The 20983-nt window shown below is 44.4% G+C and carries 9 protein-coding genes; all 9 read right to left on the reverse strand.

Annotated elements, in window-relative coordinates; translation table 11 throughout:
- Window positions 1–10: 10 nt before the first annotated feature.
- Window positions 11–1669, reverse strand: coding sequence for a glycoside hydrolase family 28 protein (locus EWE74_RS14860; RefSeq protein ID WP_239018670.1), 1659 nt, complete (start codon window positions 1667–1669; stop codon window positions 11–13).
- 15 nt (window positions 1670–1684) lie between these two features.
- Entirely contained in the window at window positions 1685–2590 is a 906-nt protein-coding gene (locus EWE74_RS14865) for an alpha/beta hydrolase (RefSeq protein WP_130142296.1), read from the reverse strand.
- Between the two features lie 20 nt (window positions 2591–2610).
- Window positions 2611–3687: a pectinesterase family protein gene (locus tag EWE74_RS14870; protein ID WP_239018671.1), complete on the reverse strand. Its 1077-nt coding sequence runs from the start codon at window positions 3685–3687 to the stop codon at window positions 2611–2613.
- A 114-nt stretch (window positions 3688–3801) separates the two neighbouring features.
- On the reverse strand, window positions 3802–5409 hold the full coding sequence (locus tag EWE74_RS14875; protein WP_165384729.1) for a DUF5123 domain-containing protein: 1608 nt from the start codon (window positions 5407–5409) through the stop codon (window positions 3802–3804).
- A 40-nt stretch (window positions 5410–5449) separates the two neighbouring features.
- Entirely contained in the window at window positions 5450–7477 is a 2028-nt protein-coding gene (locus tag EWE74_RS14880) for a RagB/SusD family nutrient uptake outer membrane protein (protein WP_130142298.1), read from the reverse strand.
- Between the two features lie 13 nt (window positions 7478–7490).
- Complete coding sequence (locus EWE74_RS14885; protein WP_206365242.1) at window positions 7491–10772, reverse strand: SusC/RagA family TonB-linked outer membrane protein; 3282 nt, start codon at window positions 10770–10772, stop codon at window positions 7491–7493.
- A 164-nt stretch (window positions 10773–10936) separates the two neighbouring features.
- Window positions 10937–15181 carry a hybrid sensor histidine kinase/response regulator transcription factor gene (locus EWE74_RS14890; protein WP_165384730.1) on the reverse strand — a complete coding sequence of 1415 codons (4245 nt, stop codon included), beginning with the start codon at window positions 15179–15181 and terminating at the stop codon, window positions 10937–10939.
- A 54-nt stretch (window positions 15182–15235) separates the two neighbouring features.
- Window positions 15236–17281 (reverse strand): RagB/SusD family nutrient uptake outer membrane protein, encoded by a 2046-nt coding sequence (locus EWE74_RS14895; RefSeq protein ID WP_130142300.1) that lies wholly within the window; start codon window positions 17279–17281, stop codon window positions 15236–15238.
- A gap of 36 nt (window positions 17282–17317) precedes the next feature.
- Window positions 17318–20674 (reverse strand): SusC/RagA family TonB-linked outer membrane protein, encoded by a 3357-nt coding sequence (locus tag EWE74_RS14900; protein ID WP_206365243.1) that lies wholly within the window; start codon window positions 20672–20674, stop codon window positions 17318–17320.
- Window positions 20675–20983: the final 309 nt, after the last annotated feature.

Consider the following 20983-nt stretch of genomic DNA (forward strand, 5'->3'; position numbering starts at 1 on the left):
GTTTCTGTTTTTAATTAAATTGTACCGCTTCTTTACTTGCCCCATGATGGAAACTCATACTGCCCCTATCAATCGGCGTGTTTTTAATCACAATATTAGACGAATTAGAACCATGTACTTCAACGGTCTGTGGTTGCTTCTTATCGAATTGCAACCCTTTAAATGCAAGATCTTTTGCACTTTCGATATACAATAAAGGTGCTTCCGTCTGGGTATTTAGCATCGCATTTTCTATCGTAATATGCTGTGCATCTTTTATTTCAATTCCTTTATTCACGGTCAGGTTTAAATTCTTCATGTGGATATGCTGTACAGCCATTTCTGGCAGCCCACGTACGAAAATACCTACTTTTCCGCCATTACAATTGATGTTTTCGATGAATATATTTCTGATTTGCGGGGTTTCCACTGTTACGGGTGGAATTTCTTGTATTTCGTTTGCTTCTGGTGGTTTGGTCCAGTAGTACATATCAAAGAAAATGGCTTCGTCAACAATATCCGACATGTTTATATGACGGATATGAATGTTTTCTACTATCCCTCCGCGCCCACGTGTCGTTTTAAAACGTATTCCTTTGTCGGTCCCCATGAACGTACAATCTTCGACAAAAATATCGCGTGCTCCTCCAGACATCTCGCTACCCACGACAAATCCACCGTGTCCTAAATATACCTTATTTCGGCGGATAATGACCTTTTCTGTAGGAATCCCGCGCTTACGCCCTTCTTCATCTTTTCCGGATTTGATACAGATCGCATCATCACCTACATCCAAAATACAATCTTCAATGAGTACATTGGAGCAGGATTCAATATCAATGCCGTCTCCATTTTGGGCATAGTCGGGATTTTTGATTTTGACATCCCTCATCGTTATATGCTGGCTCATGAGTGGATGTAGGTTCCACGCAGGTGAGTTTTGGAATGTAACACCCTCCAATAAGACCTTTTCACAATTCGTTAAAACGAGTAAGTTGGGACGTAAATAATCTTTAATATCTTCAAAATCCGCTAACGTTTTACCTTCCGTTAACAAAACAGATCGTTTTTCTTCGTGTGCTCGCTTTGTTTTTTCCGAAGGAAACCAAGTTTTACCATCATCACTGATCAGTCCACCAGCGGCAACCTTATCACGCCACTCTCTTTCTGTTAGCGCTCCTTTTCCAACCATACGCCAGGCATCGCCGTTGCCGTCTATGGTACCTTTTCCTGTAATAGCGATATTTTTTAAGTTTCTTCCGCTGATGGGGGACTGGTTTCGGGCAGATGGTTTGCCTTCATAGTTCCCTTCTACAATCTGGTATTGATCAAAGTCTGTCGTGAACTGTAGGAAAGCGTTGTCGTCTAAATGCAGGTTCACATTACTTTTTAATTCAATAGGACCCGACAGCCAGTAACCGGCGGGGATAAGTACAACCCCTCCATCATTTTGGTTGCTGGCAGCTATCGCATCGTTGATGCTTTTGGTATTGAGGGTCATGCCATCTCCTTTCGCCCCGAAATCTCGAATATCGAGGGTGTCCTTCCGAAACATGGGTTGCTGAATTTCGGGTAAATTATCCCAGTTGTAAGGGCTGTTTGTTGGTTGAGTCTGGCCGTCCACACGCGTGCTCAACATCGATAAAACGTATATACTCGTGGCGATCCAAACTTTTCTTTTCTGTTTCAAAAACATGTTTCTTTTTTATAGTTTCTCATTTTCAATTAACCATTCCTCGCAAAGCGTAACCCATTGGGATGTCGATCCCGGGTTGTTTCGCAGGGCGATGGCGTGCTTCCCCTGTGGGAAGATATGCAGGGATGTCGATATACCCTTGGTAAATAGACTGTCAACATACAATATGCTATTTTTTACGGGTACAGCGGGATCATCGAACGCATGCACGATAAACGCCGGCGGCGTTTCTGTATCTACCTGATGTTGCAGACTAAATTGCTTTAATAGCTCGTTTGTTGGTTGTTTACCCAGTAAATTCTCCCGACTTCCTTTATGGGCAAATTCGCCCATATCAATAACGGGAGAGATCAGTATCTGAAAAGCGGGTTTAAAATCATAGTTGTCCAACGTATCGCCTACAATGGATACGTCTTGGTTCCACGTGCTTAATGTCGCCGCAAGATGTGCTCCCGCTGATGAGCCCATAACACCGATTTTATCGATATCTATATCCCATGATACGGCGTTTTGCTTGATGATGCGTATTGCCCGTTGCGCATCTTGTAATGGTGCCAGATGCGGTGTTATAACGTCCGGAGATTGTGGCATACGATGTTCTAATACAAACGCATGCATGCCCATCGTATTGAACCATTTTGCTAATTGATAACCACTGATTTCGTAGGCTAAACGAGCATATCCCCCTCCTGGTATAATCAGTACCGCAGCACGTTTATTTTCTTGTGAAGATGTGAAAAATGCCTGTATCCGAGGTTCTGCGACCTGATAAATGCGTTCATTTGCAATGCTGTCGTGCAAGGCGATACCTTTAGCATTCGGTATATTATTTCTTTCCCAAAGGTTTATTCGCTCTTGCCCCATGGTGTATTGTGCAAATAAGAGAAGGCAAAATGTGATTAAGGATTTCTGCATACGATTATATATAGGGAAAATTAATTGATCTGGATTTTTTCCATCACAAATTTAGGGTGCTGATCGCCGATAACGTTCTCATACGTAAAGCGCTTGGCTTCTTCCATCGTCAGTTGATGAGACCATGAAACTCGGTTATCTATGCTCGCACCGGCACCGGTAGATTTGTACTCGGCATAAAATGCGGTTTTTTCATTGTCAGGTTTCCCCCAATTATGCCAACCAGCCTGCTGTATGTGCTTGTCCATAGCGCATTCGATGAATATAACCTTTGCATTCGGGCGCCAGGGTCTACCGAGGTAGACGGAACTGCTAGTTATCTCCGGGCGAGCAGTAAGGGTACAATGATGAAATACATAACCGTAGGTCTGATCTTCTGGAGTAGATGCAGCCGTAATGTAACCATTTCGGGTACTCTCCAACTGGCAATGATCAAAAAACGCTGTAGACCCACCAAAAATAAAGTCGACAGAACCTTCGATAAAACTATCCTTGACATATTGATAGGTTCCATTACCTGCATACCACGTATCCTGATGGCCTAAAAACCTACAATTGCGGAAAGAGGAACGAGCACCGCTAATATTGATCGCTAGCGCCTGTCCAGCATCGATGCCGGCCGTATTTTCGAAAGTTATCTTTTCGGCGACGAAATGATTGCCCTGTACAAAAAACGAGGCTGAACCGCTCGTACCATATTCAGAACCATCCGGTTTACGACGGCTGGCATAATTATCATACGTTAAAACGGTCATTGCGGTCTCTTCTCCTATTAAATAGATATAATCTTTGGTTTGCGGAATCGTAATGACCTCTTTATAGGTGCCTTTTTTAATATAGATGTAGTAATATTCTGTCCTATTATTTGGTGCGGCATTTATCGCATCTTGTAAGGATGTGAAATCCCCCGTACCATCTGCGGCTACAACTGCATCTGCTTTGATCGTTTTGCCTTCTTCTTCTATTGGCGTAGTTTCATCCGATGTTTCCGCACTTTTAGAACAGGCTATCAGCGTAGGATAAATGGCTATGAGGAGGATGGAGCATAGCATCGAGATACCCGGCATATAATTTTTTATTTTTAATGTTGAAATCATACGATATTTATATAGACTATAAGAGGTGATATTTTCTATTTGTTTTTTGTGTTATTTTTTCCGAGAAGATATGCCCGCAGACTTTATCGGAACAATCTGGGGCATATCTTTTTTTTACTCAATCCAACGTGGATCGCCAGCTGTTCCGCGACCGCCAAACCCGTTGCCGGGTTTAATCCTAAAATCGCCGGCATCTGGATCCACAAAAAGATCGGCAGCACTACCGCTGAAGAGTGTAATATCTGCAAATCCACGAGAATCCCTTTCTATTTCAAACTCATTCGTCCGATAGCTACCTGCAAAGGAGACCGGAAGACCGAAGTTTGCATGGTCGTAGCTGGTTGCATTCAGTTTCGCGCCACTGTTTGTGCCTGAAATAATATTGTTCCCAGCCTGCAGCTCTAACGGGAGCCTATTCGTGTCAAAACGTAACAACTGGCTCATAGCAGCGTTCTGATTGTAGAATGTACAGTTCTGTACAACAATCTTTTTGACCGCAACCCGTACATCCATAAGCTGTGTGGAAAGATCGGTCAGCGTACTGTTGGTAAACTTGATGGAATCGACAACAGCCTCACTTCCACCCACATTTACAACACCCCAGCCTCCATTTTTATGAACTCTACAGTTAGCAAACTCAATCCGATTCACGTTGACGGCATTATTCAAGCGTACGACACCGTTACCAAATCCTTCGATATAACAGTTGATGAACCAGTAGCCCATAGTCTGCATACCTGCTTGCTCGGAGGTGATGAGGAAAGAGCTTCCGTTAATAGCGTGAATATCCACATTCTCAAAAATAACCCTACCGTACTGTGCATCCGAAAGCTTGAAAGAACTGATCTGCAATACTGGATTTTTCCCGTCGGCATTCGCCGTTCCGGTTAAGCTGACGCTGTTAATACCAGAAGGTAATGTCACGGAACCAAGGGCATAGGGTTGATCTCCCGAAAAATTTAAAATGATATTTTGTTTCCCTGCTGCCAGTGCCGCCGCGACCATGGCGGGGATATCATCTCCCGGAGAGACCGGAATGATATCACCTCCGGATATGCCCGAGGTTACAAGAACCCGGGTACCGCGTAAAACATCGTCGTTATAGATGGAAATCGCATACATTTTACCGGGCTGAAGATCGGTAATCGTTACAGCCCCCTCTGTTTTATCGGAAGCTGTCAAATCTACCCGTTTTACCTCGCTATCATCGTTTATTGGATCGGTAACCACAATATGGGTCACATTGTCGGTTGCCGGCCAGTGCATCGTAATCCGATCTAAGGATATATCGGCACCGGAAAACAATTGCTCCGCCATGGTTCTAAAAAATAGCTCCACATAGCCCGACTCTTGACCGGTCTCCGTATTGATGCCTTTCATGCGTACGGAGTAAGGAGATGTTCCGTCTAAGTCCTCGAATATCGTGCGGTAGACCACACGTGTTGGTGTGGTGGATGGAGCAAAGGGCGTGAGTGTATCCGCTAGAATTTCTACCGTTTTGACAATCTCGTTAAATTCTAAACTGTCTTTGCTGAACTCAAAAACATATTTGTTAGCCGATACGGTTTGGGTATAGCCGATTTCTACATCGGTAGCTCCAATGTTGGTTGTTTCGAAACTTAGTGATCGGAAGAGCCCAGCATGGGAAGGGTCGACATCCCAATCGTTGACTTTCTTTTCGCAGCTTGACATAGCTAGTGCCATTGCAACTAGCATGGTCATATTTATTAACATCTTTCTCATGACTGTTTTCCTCTAGGCATTAATATCCATATGAATTTTCCAAATAACCTCTTGACTCACGGATATCGTCCACATAGATTGCGAACGGATAACGATAATTACATACACCGTTCCCCATCTTATATTGTTGCAGTAAATTCTGGATTTCGGTTCCATAGGTCAGTGTAGATAGAAATTCCGAATAGTCGTATGAAACCATCAAGCCTGTTCCTGCCAATAATGTTCTCACGGGCCACATCGTGTAGTTGTAGGTACGGCCCTGCTCGACAGTAGCAGGCTTCTCCGCTGCTTTTGGAAACCAAGAGACAGACAACCAATCCCCTCCGGGATTAGCGGGGAGATCGCCATAATAGTTTAATGAGCTTTGATCTATATACTCTGCGTTCCGGAACCGGTAGTAGACGGTTTTGGGGAAATCCGAGGGTTGATAGGTTTTGTCAAATATGGTAACAGGTTTTGTGTTGTCGTACATGAGACAAAGTGCTTTCTTCATGTCTTCGATTTTCTCATATAACAATCCCCAACGCACCAAGTCTTGTTTTCGGATTGATTCTCCTCCAAACTCCCAAGCACGCTCGTTGATAACCGCATTTAGGAAGTTGGGATCATATTGGGTTATCTTTGCCGATCCGGTGCCGAAAGCCCTTTCGCGAACCTTTTCTAGGGCTTGGCGTGCGGACATGCCGGCAGCTTCGTGCACGGCGTCTGGGTTTTCTAATTGGCTTAACGCTTCGGCATACATCAGATAGATGTCCGAATAGCGCATCAAAATCCAGTTCACACCGGTAGCAATCCTTCCGCTAGCGGTTTTATGCATCGCCAAATAGGCATCAGACATCCAATATATCCGCCATTTTCCAAATTTGACATCATAGGGGTTGGTGCTCACATTTTCCTTGTTATCTCCACCGTATCCAATCCAGGTCAACGTTACATCGCGGCGCTGATCTTCGCGGTCGAATGAGTAAAAATAGTAAGCGGTAGAGGTTACATAGCTACCGCCGAAGCCTCTCGATCCGTATTTAGATCCGCCTGCGACCGCGTAGCCCATCAACGAACCGATATCACCATTTTGTCCCATACCGAAAGCAACTTCGAAAAGATTTTCATTGAAGCTGTTCAATTGGCCACCACATACGGTTTCCCATATATGTTGAAAGCTTGGATCTAAGGCGTGTGGGTTGTCGGGCGAGCCAATCAGCTCTGCCGTATGCTGGGCGGCAATCGCATAGTAATCACGCCAGTTTTTCGGACGTCCTACGTAGTAACCGTTGGTTTCGGGAATGGTAGGGTGTCTTTCCGCCGTAGAGTTGGGGAATAGACTCGCGTCCCTTAACGACCAGCCTCCGGCAAATAACGCTACCCTTGCCAACAGACCTTTTGTGAAGCCTTTGGTGATACGCTCTACAGTGCCGTATTCGCCAGTAGCACCTTTATAGGGTAGATATGACTGGGCTTCATTTAGATCCTGTACCAGATAATGGTAAATGGTATCTTTGTCTGATTTTCCGGAATATACGTTGGAAAGATCAGATTTAGAAGCTTCTTTTTTATAAGGCGCATCTCCCCAATAGCGAGCAATCTCAAAGAAAGCCAATGATTTGAGTGTTAACGCTTCCCCTAATAGTGGCTTCATCGTAGCGGCATCGCTTTCCAAAATGGGCGAGTTACGGATGCCATCTACGACAGCCGTCGCCATCTCGGCGAACTCATAAAGGCGTTGCCAGCGGGTGGTTTGATTGTTGGCGTCACCAAAAAAGTTGCCGGCACCATAATCACTGGTCGGTTGGACATAGTTGGTCTCGCTAAAGGCTCCATTCGACTCTGTGTCGGAAACACCTTGCCAGTTGACGGCAAGCTTCTGACCGTATATATACGCATCTGTCATCCGTCCATAAAGTCCCATGACGGCCGCTTTTGCCATGGAGCTGGTATTGAATACGGTCTCCGGACTCAACGAAGACGGCGATTCTGTTTCTAAATACTTTTCACAGGCGGTGAAAAACGTGACGAACACGACAGAAATTATTCCTATTATCTTTTTCATTTTCATCATCTCTTTAAAATGTAACATTTAATCCAAACAACACTTTTTTAGATTTCGGATATGCGGAATATCCTACACCTGGGGTTAATGCATTCCGTTGGGTGTCTACTTCGGGATCCTGTCCGGTGTATTTTGTCCACACGTGTAGATTATACCCCGCAACGTATACCCGTAGGTTTTGCATAAGCAAACGGTTGGCGATATGTGAAGGCAAGGTGTAACCGAGGGTTAGGTTGCTCAGCCGTAAAAACGAACCATCTTCGATAGCCCAATCGGTCAAGATACGCGCATTGGCTGCCATGGGATTCCACATGGTCTTTCCTTCGTTTAATGCCCGGAACATCTCGGGATTCGCTTCGTTTCCAAACATGATGTTGTATCCGGTAGCTGGGTCAATGGTGGTGAAACGCTCCGATAGGCGCATATCTGCACTCAGGTTTTGGTAGCGTTTCGAACCCTCATAGGCGGTGAAATCAATTTTGTCTGCATTATAGATGTTGTTTCCGTAAGACCAGTTGAACATCGCCGCCAAGTCAAAATTTTTGTAACTGCTATTCAGCATAAAGCCGCCCGTATGTTTAGGTTGCGCCCTACCAATAACTACCCGGTCATCGTCTGGATTGACAACGGTTCCCTCTCCCCCTACTTTTTTTAATTTAATATGACCCGGTCCAAAATAATTGCCCGAACGGGACATGACGTGGGAAGCGTCGACCACACCATCGTTCAAGATCCATTTATTTTGATCCCCATCAAAATGAAAATCATCGAAAGTATAATAGCCATCTGAAAGAAATCCGTACATCAGCCCGACAGGTTGTCCTACTATAGCTCGAAAATCATCCCGCCCAAAATCCAACCATGCCGAGGCGGGCGTATTCATCTCGTCCAATCCATCGATAAGCGCCCGGATTTTATTTCGGTTGAACGAGATATTGAAGTCAGCCGATAAGCGAAAATCTTTTTTCTCCATCAACACAGCCGAAGCGGAAAACTCTAATCCCTTATTGGACGTGCTACCGATGTTCTGGTATTGATTTGCGTAGCCGGAACTGGAAGGAAGAGGAACTTGAAGAATCAGGTCGTTTGTAATATTATTATACGCATCGATGGTGACATTGAACCGGCTGTTCAAGAAGCTTAAATCTAAACCTATATTGGTAGAGACCGTGCTTTCCCAAGTTAAGTTTTCATTTTTGAGCGTGTTTTGTGTACGTAATGCACTTTGGGGCGTTTCACCGATGTAATACAGCTGATTACCTCCGGTAACGAAGCCATATTCCTGTCGCCAATAAGAACCTACTCTAGCGTTGCCCACCGCTCCACGGCTTAAGCGTAATTTTGCATCAGATAACCAGCTACGCGTATTCTCCATAAAATCTTCGTCGGAGAAACGCCAGGCGAAAGCAGCACCGGGAAAGAAACCCCAACGGTTACCCGGCGCAAAAACGTTCTTGCCATCTACTCTTCCGGTTAGCGTTAAGATATACCGATCACGGAACGTATAGTTGACCCGAGAAAAGAAGGAGGAAGTCCGGGATGGCTCACCAATGGTGGTATAGGTAGGTTGCGGTGTGCCGTAATTCCACATCGCCAGTACGTCTTGGGGTGTGAAGTCTTCGGGATAGAACTTGGACTCCATTAACATATCGTTCCGTTGGCTGTTCGTGATCTCCTGCCCACCCACTATGGTGAAGCGGTGCTTATCTTCTTGCAGATTGAAATCATATGTCAGTACGTTTTGTATAGAATACAAGGTTCCTTTTCTATCTTCTCTACGCGCCACGGGCTGTCCGCCGTTAGAGCTTGACTGCCCCGTGCCCCGTACCCAGATATTATCCGTAAAATCTTTGTTATAGCCAAAGGATCCTTTGGTGCTAAAGCTCAGCCCATCGATAATTTTCCAGTTGAAACCAGCATTAAACGTGAGGTTAAAACGATTTTGATCTTTATATTCGTTTTCCACATTCACGACAGGATCCCGCAAAGAACTTAAAGCCTCCGGCGAGGTGATATCTTCTGCACCGCCAAGGGCATCCTCGGTCAAGGAGGCTAAACTACGTACCGGGGCATATTTAACGGCTTCCCGGAGTTTTCGTCCATCGGATATGCTGGGGCCCTGTATCTCGGTGTTAGACATACGGGAATTGAACTCGAAGGATAATTTGGGACTGATTTTTTTATTGAGTTTGGCACTGACATAATCACGTTGATAGGCAGAGTTTAGCATAATGTAATCCTCATCGTCCCGGGTATAATTGATGTTATACGTTAAGCTACCATCTTGGTCACCCCCGCTAAGTCCAACATTGTAATTCTGCTGTATACCGGTATTGCCGTAAAGCCGATCTTGCCAGTTGATACCTGCTTTGGATTTGTAGATATCCAGATCTTCCCATAGCCCATACATGGAATTGAAACTGTTATTGGCGGAAGTGGAAGGATCAAGTTCCCGCTGCCAATAGACGTATTCGTAAGGAGATAATACTTCTGTCAAGTTGTAAACATTACTGACGCCTAAATACGAACTTAGCGCGATCCTGGGCGCACCTCCTTTACCGGACTTAGTCGTGATCAAAACTACACCATTGGCTCCCTCTGACCCATAGATGGCAGTCGATGCAGCATCTTTCAATACGTCGATCGTCTCGATGTCGGTCATGGGAATATCATTGATATTGGCAACCCGGAAACCATCCACGATATATAGCGGAGAGTTATCTTGCGTGATGGAGTTTCCTCCGCGGACACGGACCTTTATATCGGCATCCGGAGACCCTTCGGTAACGGTGACATGTACACCTGGCATCCTTCCTGCAATAGCTTGGAGAACAGAGGTAGTCGGGAGATCTTTTAGCTTTTCTGCATTAATAGAGGCTACGGATCCGGTCAAATCTTTTCGTCGGGCTGTTCCATAACCGATAGCGACAACCTCTTCTATGGTCGAGGAACTTTCCTCCAACACAACATTGACAAGTGTTCTTCCGGCGATAGAAATTTCCTGCGATTGCTTGCCCATATACATAAAAACAAGAATGGCGTTTTCTTCAAGGTCTCGCAATGCATATTGACCGGAATTATCAGTGGAGGTAACTTTATTTCCCCCTTTGACACTTACCGTTACTCCCCCTATTGGATTTCCACCAGTATCATTAACGCGTCCCGTGACGTCAATCAGCTTTTGGGCCATCGCGGTCTCGAGCAACAGATCTGGATCTAATCCCGATGCTTGAGCAGTACAGGTATAACAAGCCATACTGATCAAGAAAGAAGATGTGATTAAATTTAGTTTCATATTACGTTGGTTTATAGTTTTAGCGTCTTTGAGTGCAACCGATTGCAGTAAAAGACACCACAAGTATAAGAGACACCGCCATTTTAGAGGTTCAAATTTTGATTAATAAGGTTCAAATTTTAAATCTACCTATATGGAGAGGCAAATTTTACAGTGTATTTCCTTCAGCAGTTTTTTTTTTGCTGGAAATACATCTTAGGCGACGTACCAAACTTTTCCCGAAAACAGGTGCTGAAATATTTTGGGTTACTAAAACCTACTTGATAGGCGATTTCTGCGATATTATCCAACCCTTGATCCAACAATATTTTGGCTTTTTGAAGCCGCATGTCACGAACAAACTCGACAGGAGCAATATCAGTCAAACTTTTGAATTTTTTATAGAACGTATTCCGCCCTAAGTTGAGCGAATCGGCTATTTGATCAATACTCAACGTAGGGCATTCCATTCTCTCCTCCACAATGGAAATAACGTTCCGGAGAAATTCTCGGTCATGGTCTGTGATAATGATATCATCTGTGCATATCAACAGTTCGCGTTGATTTAGCATGTGTTCAAAAAGAAGCTTACGTTGTTTTAAAAGACGCTGTATAGAAGCTAATAAAAAATCCAAATGGAAAGGTTTGGTAATATAATAATCTGCACCATATTGGAGGCCTTGTATCTGCGTTTCTATGGCGTGCTTCGCACTGAGCAGAACAATAGGGATATGACTTGTCTCGGTATGCTTTCTTAATTGTTTCACGAATTCTATTCCATCCATAACGGGCATCATTACATCGCTAACGATAATATCTGGCTGACTGTTTATCGCGGCAGATAATCCAGTATCGCCCTGTCCAGCTTCTATTACTTGATAGTCTTTTCGCAGCTGCGACACCAAAAAGGCGCGAAGCTCTTCATTATCTTCGACAATAAGAACTTTTTCCTGTAATTCTTTTGGTGTTGCAGCGTATTCTTTCCCCTCCCCAGTATTGCGTTCCGGGTATGTGTCAATAATTTCCTGCACAATAGGTATCGATTTAGGTCCAGCACATTCTTCGTTATCTAACATTAAGGAAAATGTAACCTCCAGACCTCCACCTTCACGATTTTTTGCCCATATTTCGCCGTCGTGTAACTGTATGAGCTCTTTCGCAAGGGATAGTCCTATGCCCGAACTTTTTTCCGATTGGGAGAAGGGAGGTGATGCTACATGAAAGAGTTCAAAAATTTCGTTCAAAGCCTCCTCTTTAACACCAGGCCCCTCATCGCATACCGAGAGCGTTACAGAACCTACCGCTGTATTTACGTTAAATGCTAGGATAACCTCTGTATGGGGATAAGTATATTTTAAGGCATTGGATAACAAATTGTACAGGACGATTTCGATGTTATCCCGATCTATTGTCAAAAATAAGGTTGCGTCAGGAAGGTTGTGCTGTAGACGAATATTTTTCTCTTTTGCTACAACTTGGAAACCATTCAGTACATGATGTACAAGCGAAATAAAATCAGTGGAGACTTTATGCAATTTATAGCTGTTCTCCTGTATCTGCCTTAGTTCCAGCAGTTGATCTACAAAACGTTGCATGCGTTTTGCATTCAAGTTGATTAATTGCGTGTACTGACGATTTTCTTCATTTAGCTGTTTACTCTTGAGTAGCTGTTCTGCCGGACTGAGAATCAGGGTTAATGGCGTTCTTAATTCGTGCGAAATATTCGTAAAAAAGCGCATTTTGACTTCCGCCATCTTTTGCTCAATAATGACGCGCTGCTTTAAGAGCCATATCGATTTAACGAAATGGCGGACGGATGCGAGTATGATTATGGTGAGGCAGAAATAAAGGCTATAAGCCCACCATGTAGCCCACCAAGGAGACGATATGACAATGGAAAGCCTTCGGAAAGGCCCAGCTGTATAGAGATCATATTCCCCTTTTACTTCAAATAGGTAATGACCAGGTTTTAGATTCGTGAATGTCGCTCGATTTAACGAACCGTTCTGTTGCCAGATGCTATCTAATCCCAATAATCTGTATGAGAAATTAGGTTTGCCTGTATAGAAATCTGTTAAAGCAAAATCGATACTGATGTTGTTTTCGTCGTGTGGGAGTGTAAGATTATCGATATACTGAATATTCGCTTTTTCCTCATCTCCGATTAAATTTCGTTCCTCATTATTGATCCACAATCTTGTCAATACTAAGTTGACAGCCTGTGTGTTTGCATGGATGTTGGCGGGGTTTACGGTGAGGAAGCCCTTATTAGTTCCGAAGAAAAGACGGTTTTCTGCTGTTCCGGACACTGTCTTCTCCGAGAAAGACAAGCTATTAAGTCGATCTCCCGAATCCATGTTCATAAACTGTTTACGGTGTTTGTCGTACTTGATTAAGCCACCTTCTGTGGAGAGCCATAGATTGCCATTAGAATCGGCGGTACCGCCTAAAATAAAACTATTGTAAAGTCCTTCCTGCCGTCCGAAATTCGTGAAAGTCAATTCTCCAAAAGGATTGCCTTCTACTTTAGTAAGTCCACCGCCGGATGTACATAGGTACATGGCCCCTTGTGCGTCAGAAAAAATATATTGTATATCATTGTCGCCCAGTTTTATAGGATGATGTGGTGTATCAAAGAAAAAGCGGGTCCCCCCATAAGGGGCATGTACAACCAATCCTTCTGTCGTTGCAATCCACAAGTTTCCGCGTTGATCAAAAGTGATATGGCGGATTTTGTTAAATAATCTGTTTTGTGTCGCATGGCTTGTCCAGGGGATCTTTTTCACGTCAATCTTTCCAAAACCATATTCCAATTTATATAATCCCTTATCAAAAGTACCTATCCAGATACGCTGTTTCTGATCTTGGGCCAAAGTATATATTTGGTTGGCGTTTAATCCACACTGTTCGCTTGTAATCCGGCTTAATGTATAACCTCCATCACCTTTGGCTGCAGCCTTAAACAATCCTAATGCTTTTGTCCCGATCCAGATATTACCGGCATGATCTTCCAACAAACTGTAGATACCGTCAGATTCTTTAAAAATGGCAGGATTAAAAAGAGAAATCGCCTTTTCGTTCTGCCGGACATAGAGGTTTCCCGCTTTTGTTCCCACCCATAATTTCGCGGATGCGTCCAACATCAAACTTCTAACCTCATCATTTAAAGCACGGTGTTTGTCAATAAACAGATCATGATGGTGAAAGGCAACATCGGAAAAAACAAGTTTGACAAATCCTTTCTCCTCAGAAGTAAACCATAAAGCTCCGCTATGATCATAGAAAAAAAGATAATTATATTGCGGTAATACCGTGGTTTGCGACCCGATGTCGCTTATGGAAAATTTGACATCCTGCGTATTTTCATCAAAGTAACCGAAACCACCTCCTCTTATGCTGATCCACACGCGATTGTTGACATCTTCGAAGCAAAAAAACGGAATCTTGGTATTCTGTTTAGCATATAGCGGTTTAAAAATGCGGGGTAAATTACTGCGTCGATCCAGATAAAGTGCACTGCCTTCCTGTTCTATCCAAAGATTCCCTTTGGCATCCTCGTACATACCATAGAGAGATTGATGTCCGTCGAGGAGTCTATCTACGGTCTTCGTAGATAGGTTAACTCTGAATAAACAGCCGTCTTTACGCGTTGCATATAGGAAATCGCCATAATTTGAGAAAAGGATAGCGTGGATAATATCATCGCCGACGTTTATCTGTTCCACTTGATGCTGACCATCTTTTACGAATAATATATCGGAATTATTGGCGATGAATGCAGAGCCCCATTTTCCATGGGAAGATTTGACGACCGGTCCGCTGGCAGATATGTTGTCTGTAGATTGGTATTCTTTACCTACCAGTTGGAGGTGATCGAGCCCTTTGTTAGTTCCTATCCAGATATGCCCGCTTTTATCCTGATGGACTATATTAATGGTATCCGAGGAGATGCGATAGGGTGTCGAACTTTTCGTGCTGTAATGTAAGATGTTGGCTAATCGGTCTCGACGAGGTACGGCCACGATACCCTGCTCTTCTGTGCCAAGCCAGACATAATCATCGGTTAAGAGGAATATCTTATTAAAAAGATAGGTGCGTCCTAGGGATTGACTTATCAACGAGGATAAGGCGTGGAATCTTTCTGTTCTTTTATTAAACCAATAGATTTGGTGATCGTAAGTCAGTACCCATAAATAGTCGTCGTCATCTACAATTTGTACGATTCGGCGACTTAATAAAAAAGATTCACTATTTTGCTGAATACCGTCGAACGTTTTAAAAGTAGTTCCATCATAGCGATTGATGCCATTCCAGGTGCCTAGCCAAAGGAAACCATCTTTATCTTTCGCGATACACGATACCGTACGGTGGGAAGGACCGTTTTCCTTGGTATAAGTCGTTAAATGACCAACCGCTTGTGGAGAACCCACAAGCGGTAAGATACAAAGTAATATGATGCAAAGCGTACGCAATTAGCTGATAAATTAATTGTTAGGCAACCCGTAACCGTTTCTTACCTTGCCTTTCGATTGATCAATTACGGTCAATGGCATAGGATGGAAGTAGCGAGGCGCTAAGTTTTCTCTACCCACTACGCCATCTAGAATGGCGGCTCGGTACATCGCCGGATTCGTACCCGCAGATATTGTAATTCCCCAGTTTGTTCTTACGTAACCATCTGCCTCTAAGGCAGCAGCCTCGGCTCCATTCGGATCAATGTAATTATATAGTCCTTTTATGGCTAGGTTTTTAGCGGCGACACTGGCATGCACGGCGGCATTCCAATTGTAGATTCCTCGCCAGCCGGGGAAACGTGCCGGATCGTTTGGATTGGTACTTTCCTGTGTTACCTCGGCTGCCGAACTGCCCGGATTTAACTGAACATGTTTCGTCCATATATAATTGGAAATCGTCCGACCGCTTGCAAAGGTATAGTAGCCGTTACTAGCCAATCCAGTCATCATGTTTTCCATTTCCTGGCGAACTTTAACAGCTCGCTCATTGAACTTTCCGGAGCGTATCATATCCCAACGGACATCGCCTTCGCCTAATAGTTCCAATCGCCGTTCTTCATAAATGGCGTCCAAGAGTGTTTCGCCCGATAGGGAAGCAATAGGATGGTTTGAATTACCGAAAGCCCTACTGCGTATCTGGTTCACTAGATTCACCGCACCGGCATCGTCTGTTCCAAGGATAGCTTTCGCTTCCGCCAACATCAACATCGCATCTGCCATGCGCATGACCGTGTAATTCATTCCGGAACTGCGGAAGGCATTGTTTGGAATCAATGGGTTGTCGCCGCGGTTTTGATCCCATTTGTTGATCGCCGGACCACCGCCACCAATACGTGTACCCGCTCCGAGCGGCATTAATGCTTCCCGGCCAGTCGCAGCATCACTGCCGGTTACGACCATACTGACATCGCGACGTTTGTCGCCATCCTCGTAACCGTTGTAAAAGAAAGAAGGCACAATACGGATAGCGGCAAATGTATTTAACACCGAAACAGCTCCATTATTAGATCCTGGACGCCCTTGCGAGTACGGATGCTCTCCACCAAAGCCCGGAGAACAAGCAACTTCGTATAGCGATTCGGGGCTGGATCGTCTGGAGTTGATATGCTGCCAATGCATCTGAAATGGATTGTTGACCGATCTATCGTCCGAAGTGATCAATCGTGTTGTTCCATTATGCGTATTGACGGCGAGGTTAAGATATTGTTCTGCCATCCGGATATAATCCATATAATCTTTTCGTCGGGCGTACACACAAGTACCGTCGTCAGTACCTCTATAGTCAAACTGTACATCCCCATATAATCCCGGTACATCTGTACGGATGGTCTGCCAACCACCAGCATGTAGGGCGATTTCTCCAATAAGCGCGTTGGCATAGGAGCGGTTAAGGCGTTCTGCCGTAACACCACCCTCACCTACTTTATACATAGAACCTTCTACCAACTTCAGTTCGGCGATAAGGGTATCCATAATGGCAAAGCGAGATTTCAGCTCGTAGTCTTGTACGTATTGGTTTTCGTAGCCAAAAGGTACATCTCCAAAATGACGTACTAATTCCCAACCACAGAGGGCCCACATGGTTTTCGCCTCACCATAGAGTTGGGTCCACTCATTGGTCTCGGTAGTCTCCACTACGCCTTTGTCCTGGATAACCTGCGCGATCCGGGAAGCACGGGCCAATATAATATTTAGACTGTTGTATTGTGTGGCAGCATTGTTTACGGCCGAGGCTTCGGGCTGTAGTCGTGCAATCACATTATTTCCGGTGGGATATTCACTCATGTATTCGGCATCGGAGCCTAACGGATCCTGCCAATTGTAATTTCCTCCCGCGGCTACGTTAGTTCGGTATTCTCCGTAAGCCCAAGATAAGGTTTTGGCTGCTTCCTCGGGGCTTGACATGACAAACTCGTTGTCGCTCTGCCCTGGGTTGGTGACATCTAGGTAGTCTTTACATTGGAGGAACATCGAGGATGTTATCGCCAAGCATATATATAAAGCTGTTCTTTTCATGGTTCTTTTGTTTAATTTTCTAATCAATCATCTTGCTTAAAATGTAGCACTTAATCCGATCACAAATTGACGTGGACGTGGATAAGTTCCCCAATCAAAACCCGGTGTTGGATAGCGGGAATTATTGATATTGGGGTTAGCATTCACTTCCGGATCGATTCCCGAGTATCCAGTCAATGTTGCCACATTATAGATAGTACCATAAATACGTAAATTGCTTAATCCGATCTTGTTCATTAAAGATTTCTCCATGCTGTAGCCAAGTGTCAACGTGTTCAAGCGGAGGTAAGAACCATCCTCTATACCAATATCACTCACATAACCCTGGTGTAAGTACGTAAGCGGAAGTGTAGCGTTCTGGTTTAGCGCATCCAATGCGTTTGGATCTGTTATCCGTTGGAGGTTTCCACTGGCGTCGATATCGTAGATTTTATAACCATCATTCACGATATCCAGTTTGTTGCCGTATAACCCGCCTCCCTTATTACCGTTGTAAAGGGTCGCCAATTTGTTCGCATTGTAAATCTGGTTCCCATAGCTCCAGTTGAAATAGGCTCCTAGGTCAACGTTTTTATAATTAGCGGTGAGGCTAATCCCTCCGGTGTGCTTAGGGGTCATGTTTCCTATTTCTACATAGTCTTTGGTATCGATTACACCATCTCCGTCGGTATCTACGAATTTAGGCATACCGGGATAGGCCTGTTGCCCGTCGGGTACGACACCTTTGTGATGAGCAACGAATGCGGAGGTAAGATCTGCAATACCGTCTTTAAGGGTATACATTTGCGTAGCAGCATCGTAGTGGAAATCGCTGGTTTCGTAGTACCCTCTACCGGCGGTTTGATAGCCCATGACGATACCCACCGGTTTACCTTCTTGCAAGATGTAATCATTACCTGGAATACCCGATTGTAAGAAATTGGTTCCGTAAGCACTTTGTACACCTTCTGCGAGTTCTTCTATCCTGTTTTTGTTGAAATTAATGTTACCGCCTGCCGTGATGTTCCAATCGTCATTCTTGAATAGGGTTCCTGATAACGAGAATTCAACCCCTTTATTACTGGTTCTACCTACGTTAGCGTAGCTTGTATTGAAGCCAGTGATGGAAGGGATATCGGTCAACATCAGCAAGTCTCGGGTACTGTTCTTGTAAACTTCCAACGTACCCCAGATTCTGTTGTTCCATAACGTGAAATCAAGACCAAGGTTGCGCGTAACAGTGGTTTCCCATTTTAAATTGCGGTTAGCTAACTGTGCCGATGCCAAATCGTAAGCCGGTTGGATGACGTTGCCCAAGGCCTGTTGGTAACGCGCATCGCTTTCTGCTTCCCAAAGCTGTGACCATTGGTTCGGATCCACCGCATCGTTACCCACTTCTCCGTAGGAAGCGCGTAACTTCAGATCGTCTATCCAGGTTTGATTTTTCAAAAATGACTCGTTTGAAAGGCGCCAGGCCGCTGCCACGGCAGGGAAGTAACCCCAGCGATGCTCTGGCGAGAAGTTTGATGAACCATCCGCACGCATCGTTACGGTGAACATATAGCGATCTAACAAGGCGTAATTACTCCGGGCGAAATAGGAAAGAATCCGAGATGGGGTCGTAACGCCACTTGAAACGATTAGGTTGGTAGAAACACTGGTATCATATTGGTTGATCATAGCGAAAGCATTGTCTTTCGTAAAGTTTGCCGGAAACCGCATAGCGTCGATGCGCATATTATTTCCGCCGGCGTCGGAAACTTCTTGTCCCGCCAGAATGTTCAGTCGATGCGTCTCATTTTGCAGGATGTCGTAGTTCAAGGTATTTGTCCATCGTAATCCCCACGAATCACTTTTTCTGAGGTCTGCATTACCCGCATATACAAGCTGATCGATTGTCTCCATCGTGCCGGTAGCAATGTAGTAATTCGGATCGATGGTAGGTCCTTCCCAGTTTTTGTTAGTCCTGTACGAACGGGACAGAGTCAGTTCGGTGCGGAAGGCTAAGTTCTTCAGGATGTTCCAGTTAAGGTTTGTCGTGCCGAGTAAGGATTGATCCAAAGTCGAGTTATCGTTATCCAAGGTTCTGTTTACCCCATTGGTTACATCATACATCACGGTATTTTCTTCACCTAAGCTAGAATGGGTGAGGTAGGACAGATCTCCTTTAATATCTGCAATGGCGATTGGACGGAAGCGGTAGGCCGACGATAGGATAGAGCCTGCACCACTCGTAGTACCTTCGCTTCCCAAAGACTTTCTATCGGTGTAACGTAGGTCGAGATTGAATTTTAAATTATTGCTTAGTTTCTGTTCAATCTTAAAGAAGGCGGAGGCACGTTTGGCATAAGACATCAATTTCATCCCCTGATCGTCCATATAGCTTGCAGCAAACAATATTTTTGTCCTATCATTTCCGCCGGCAATGGACAAATCGTGGTTATGTGAAAAGGAACTATTATAGAGTTCTTTTTGTAGGTTATAGGCCGATACATCTTTATAAGCGTCTATACCGGCGGTGTTGTTACCTCTGTTTTCGCCAAGGGCAAATAACTGGGTAAATGGCGTCACATAATCAATGTCTTCGTAGGCATCTAACATGGCCCATTTAAAAGCGAGATAATCATAGGGGTTTAGGGCCTCCATATAGCCGGCAGGTCTATTGAATTTGCTATATCCAGTATAGGTTACCGAGCTTCTGCCTTCTTTTGCCCTTTTGGTCGTGACCAGCACAACCCCATTGGCGCCACGTGCACCATAGATAGCCGTAGCCGAAGCGTCTTTTAACACATCGACATTCTCTACCATATCGCTGGGAATGTCCGAAATATTACCAGGTATTCCGTCGATGAGAATCAGGGGTTCGTTGCTTTGCGATATCGAACCTCCTCCACGTATGCGGATGGAAACATCGCCGTTAGGACGACCATCTTGTGACATGACATTAACGCCGGGCATTTTCCCCTGTAATGCTTGCGCGACATTAATCACCGGAGCAGTTGCGAGATCTTTTCCGCCGACTGAGGCCACAGACCCGGTCAGATCGCGACGTCGAACAGTTTGATAACCGATCACGACCACTTCATCTAGGGCTACGTCATCTTCTGTCAGGGTGATAGAAAGGGTTGTATGTTGATCTGCTATAATTTCTTGCGGGCTATACCCTGTATAACTTACGACAATTACATTTCCCGTTGATACACCCGATAATGTAAAATCACCGTTGCTATCCGTAGCGGTTTCTGTGGTTGTTCCTTTTATCTTTACACTGGCACCACGAATCGGTGCACCTGCTTGGTCTATGACGTTTCCGCTCTGGGTTGCTGTCTGCGCCAGACTCCTTCCGCACAGCAACAGAAGCGGAATTAGGATAAAGAGGAAGCCCTTTCTTCGCATTAAATTTGTTTTTTTCATAATAATATAGGGTTTATTTAATTTTACAGTGCTTGCTTTAGTCGGCATTCAAGGACAAGAGAATGGTGTTGCAACCGGTTGTTTAGTTTTTCGAAGAAAACCAAATCGATTCATTTGAAACCTATCCCAGACGCTCGACTAGTTTAAATTTGCTTTTTTAAAATGATACCTATTAAAATCGTTTATTCGTTGGATTATCACTTCATTTGAAACACTACGCTCTCCTAGAAAGTGTATGCGGTTTATGAATTATGTTACTACAATGATAGGGTATTTCGTAAACTAACACAAAGTGAATGTTTCAAAAAA

Source organism: Sphingobacterium corticibacterium (assembly GCF_004208525.1).
In the GTDB taxonomy this organism is placed as follows: Bacteria; Bacteroidota; Bacteroidia; order Sphingobacteriales; family Sphingobacteriaceae; genus Sphingobacterium; species Sphingobacterium corticibacterium.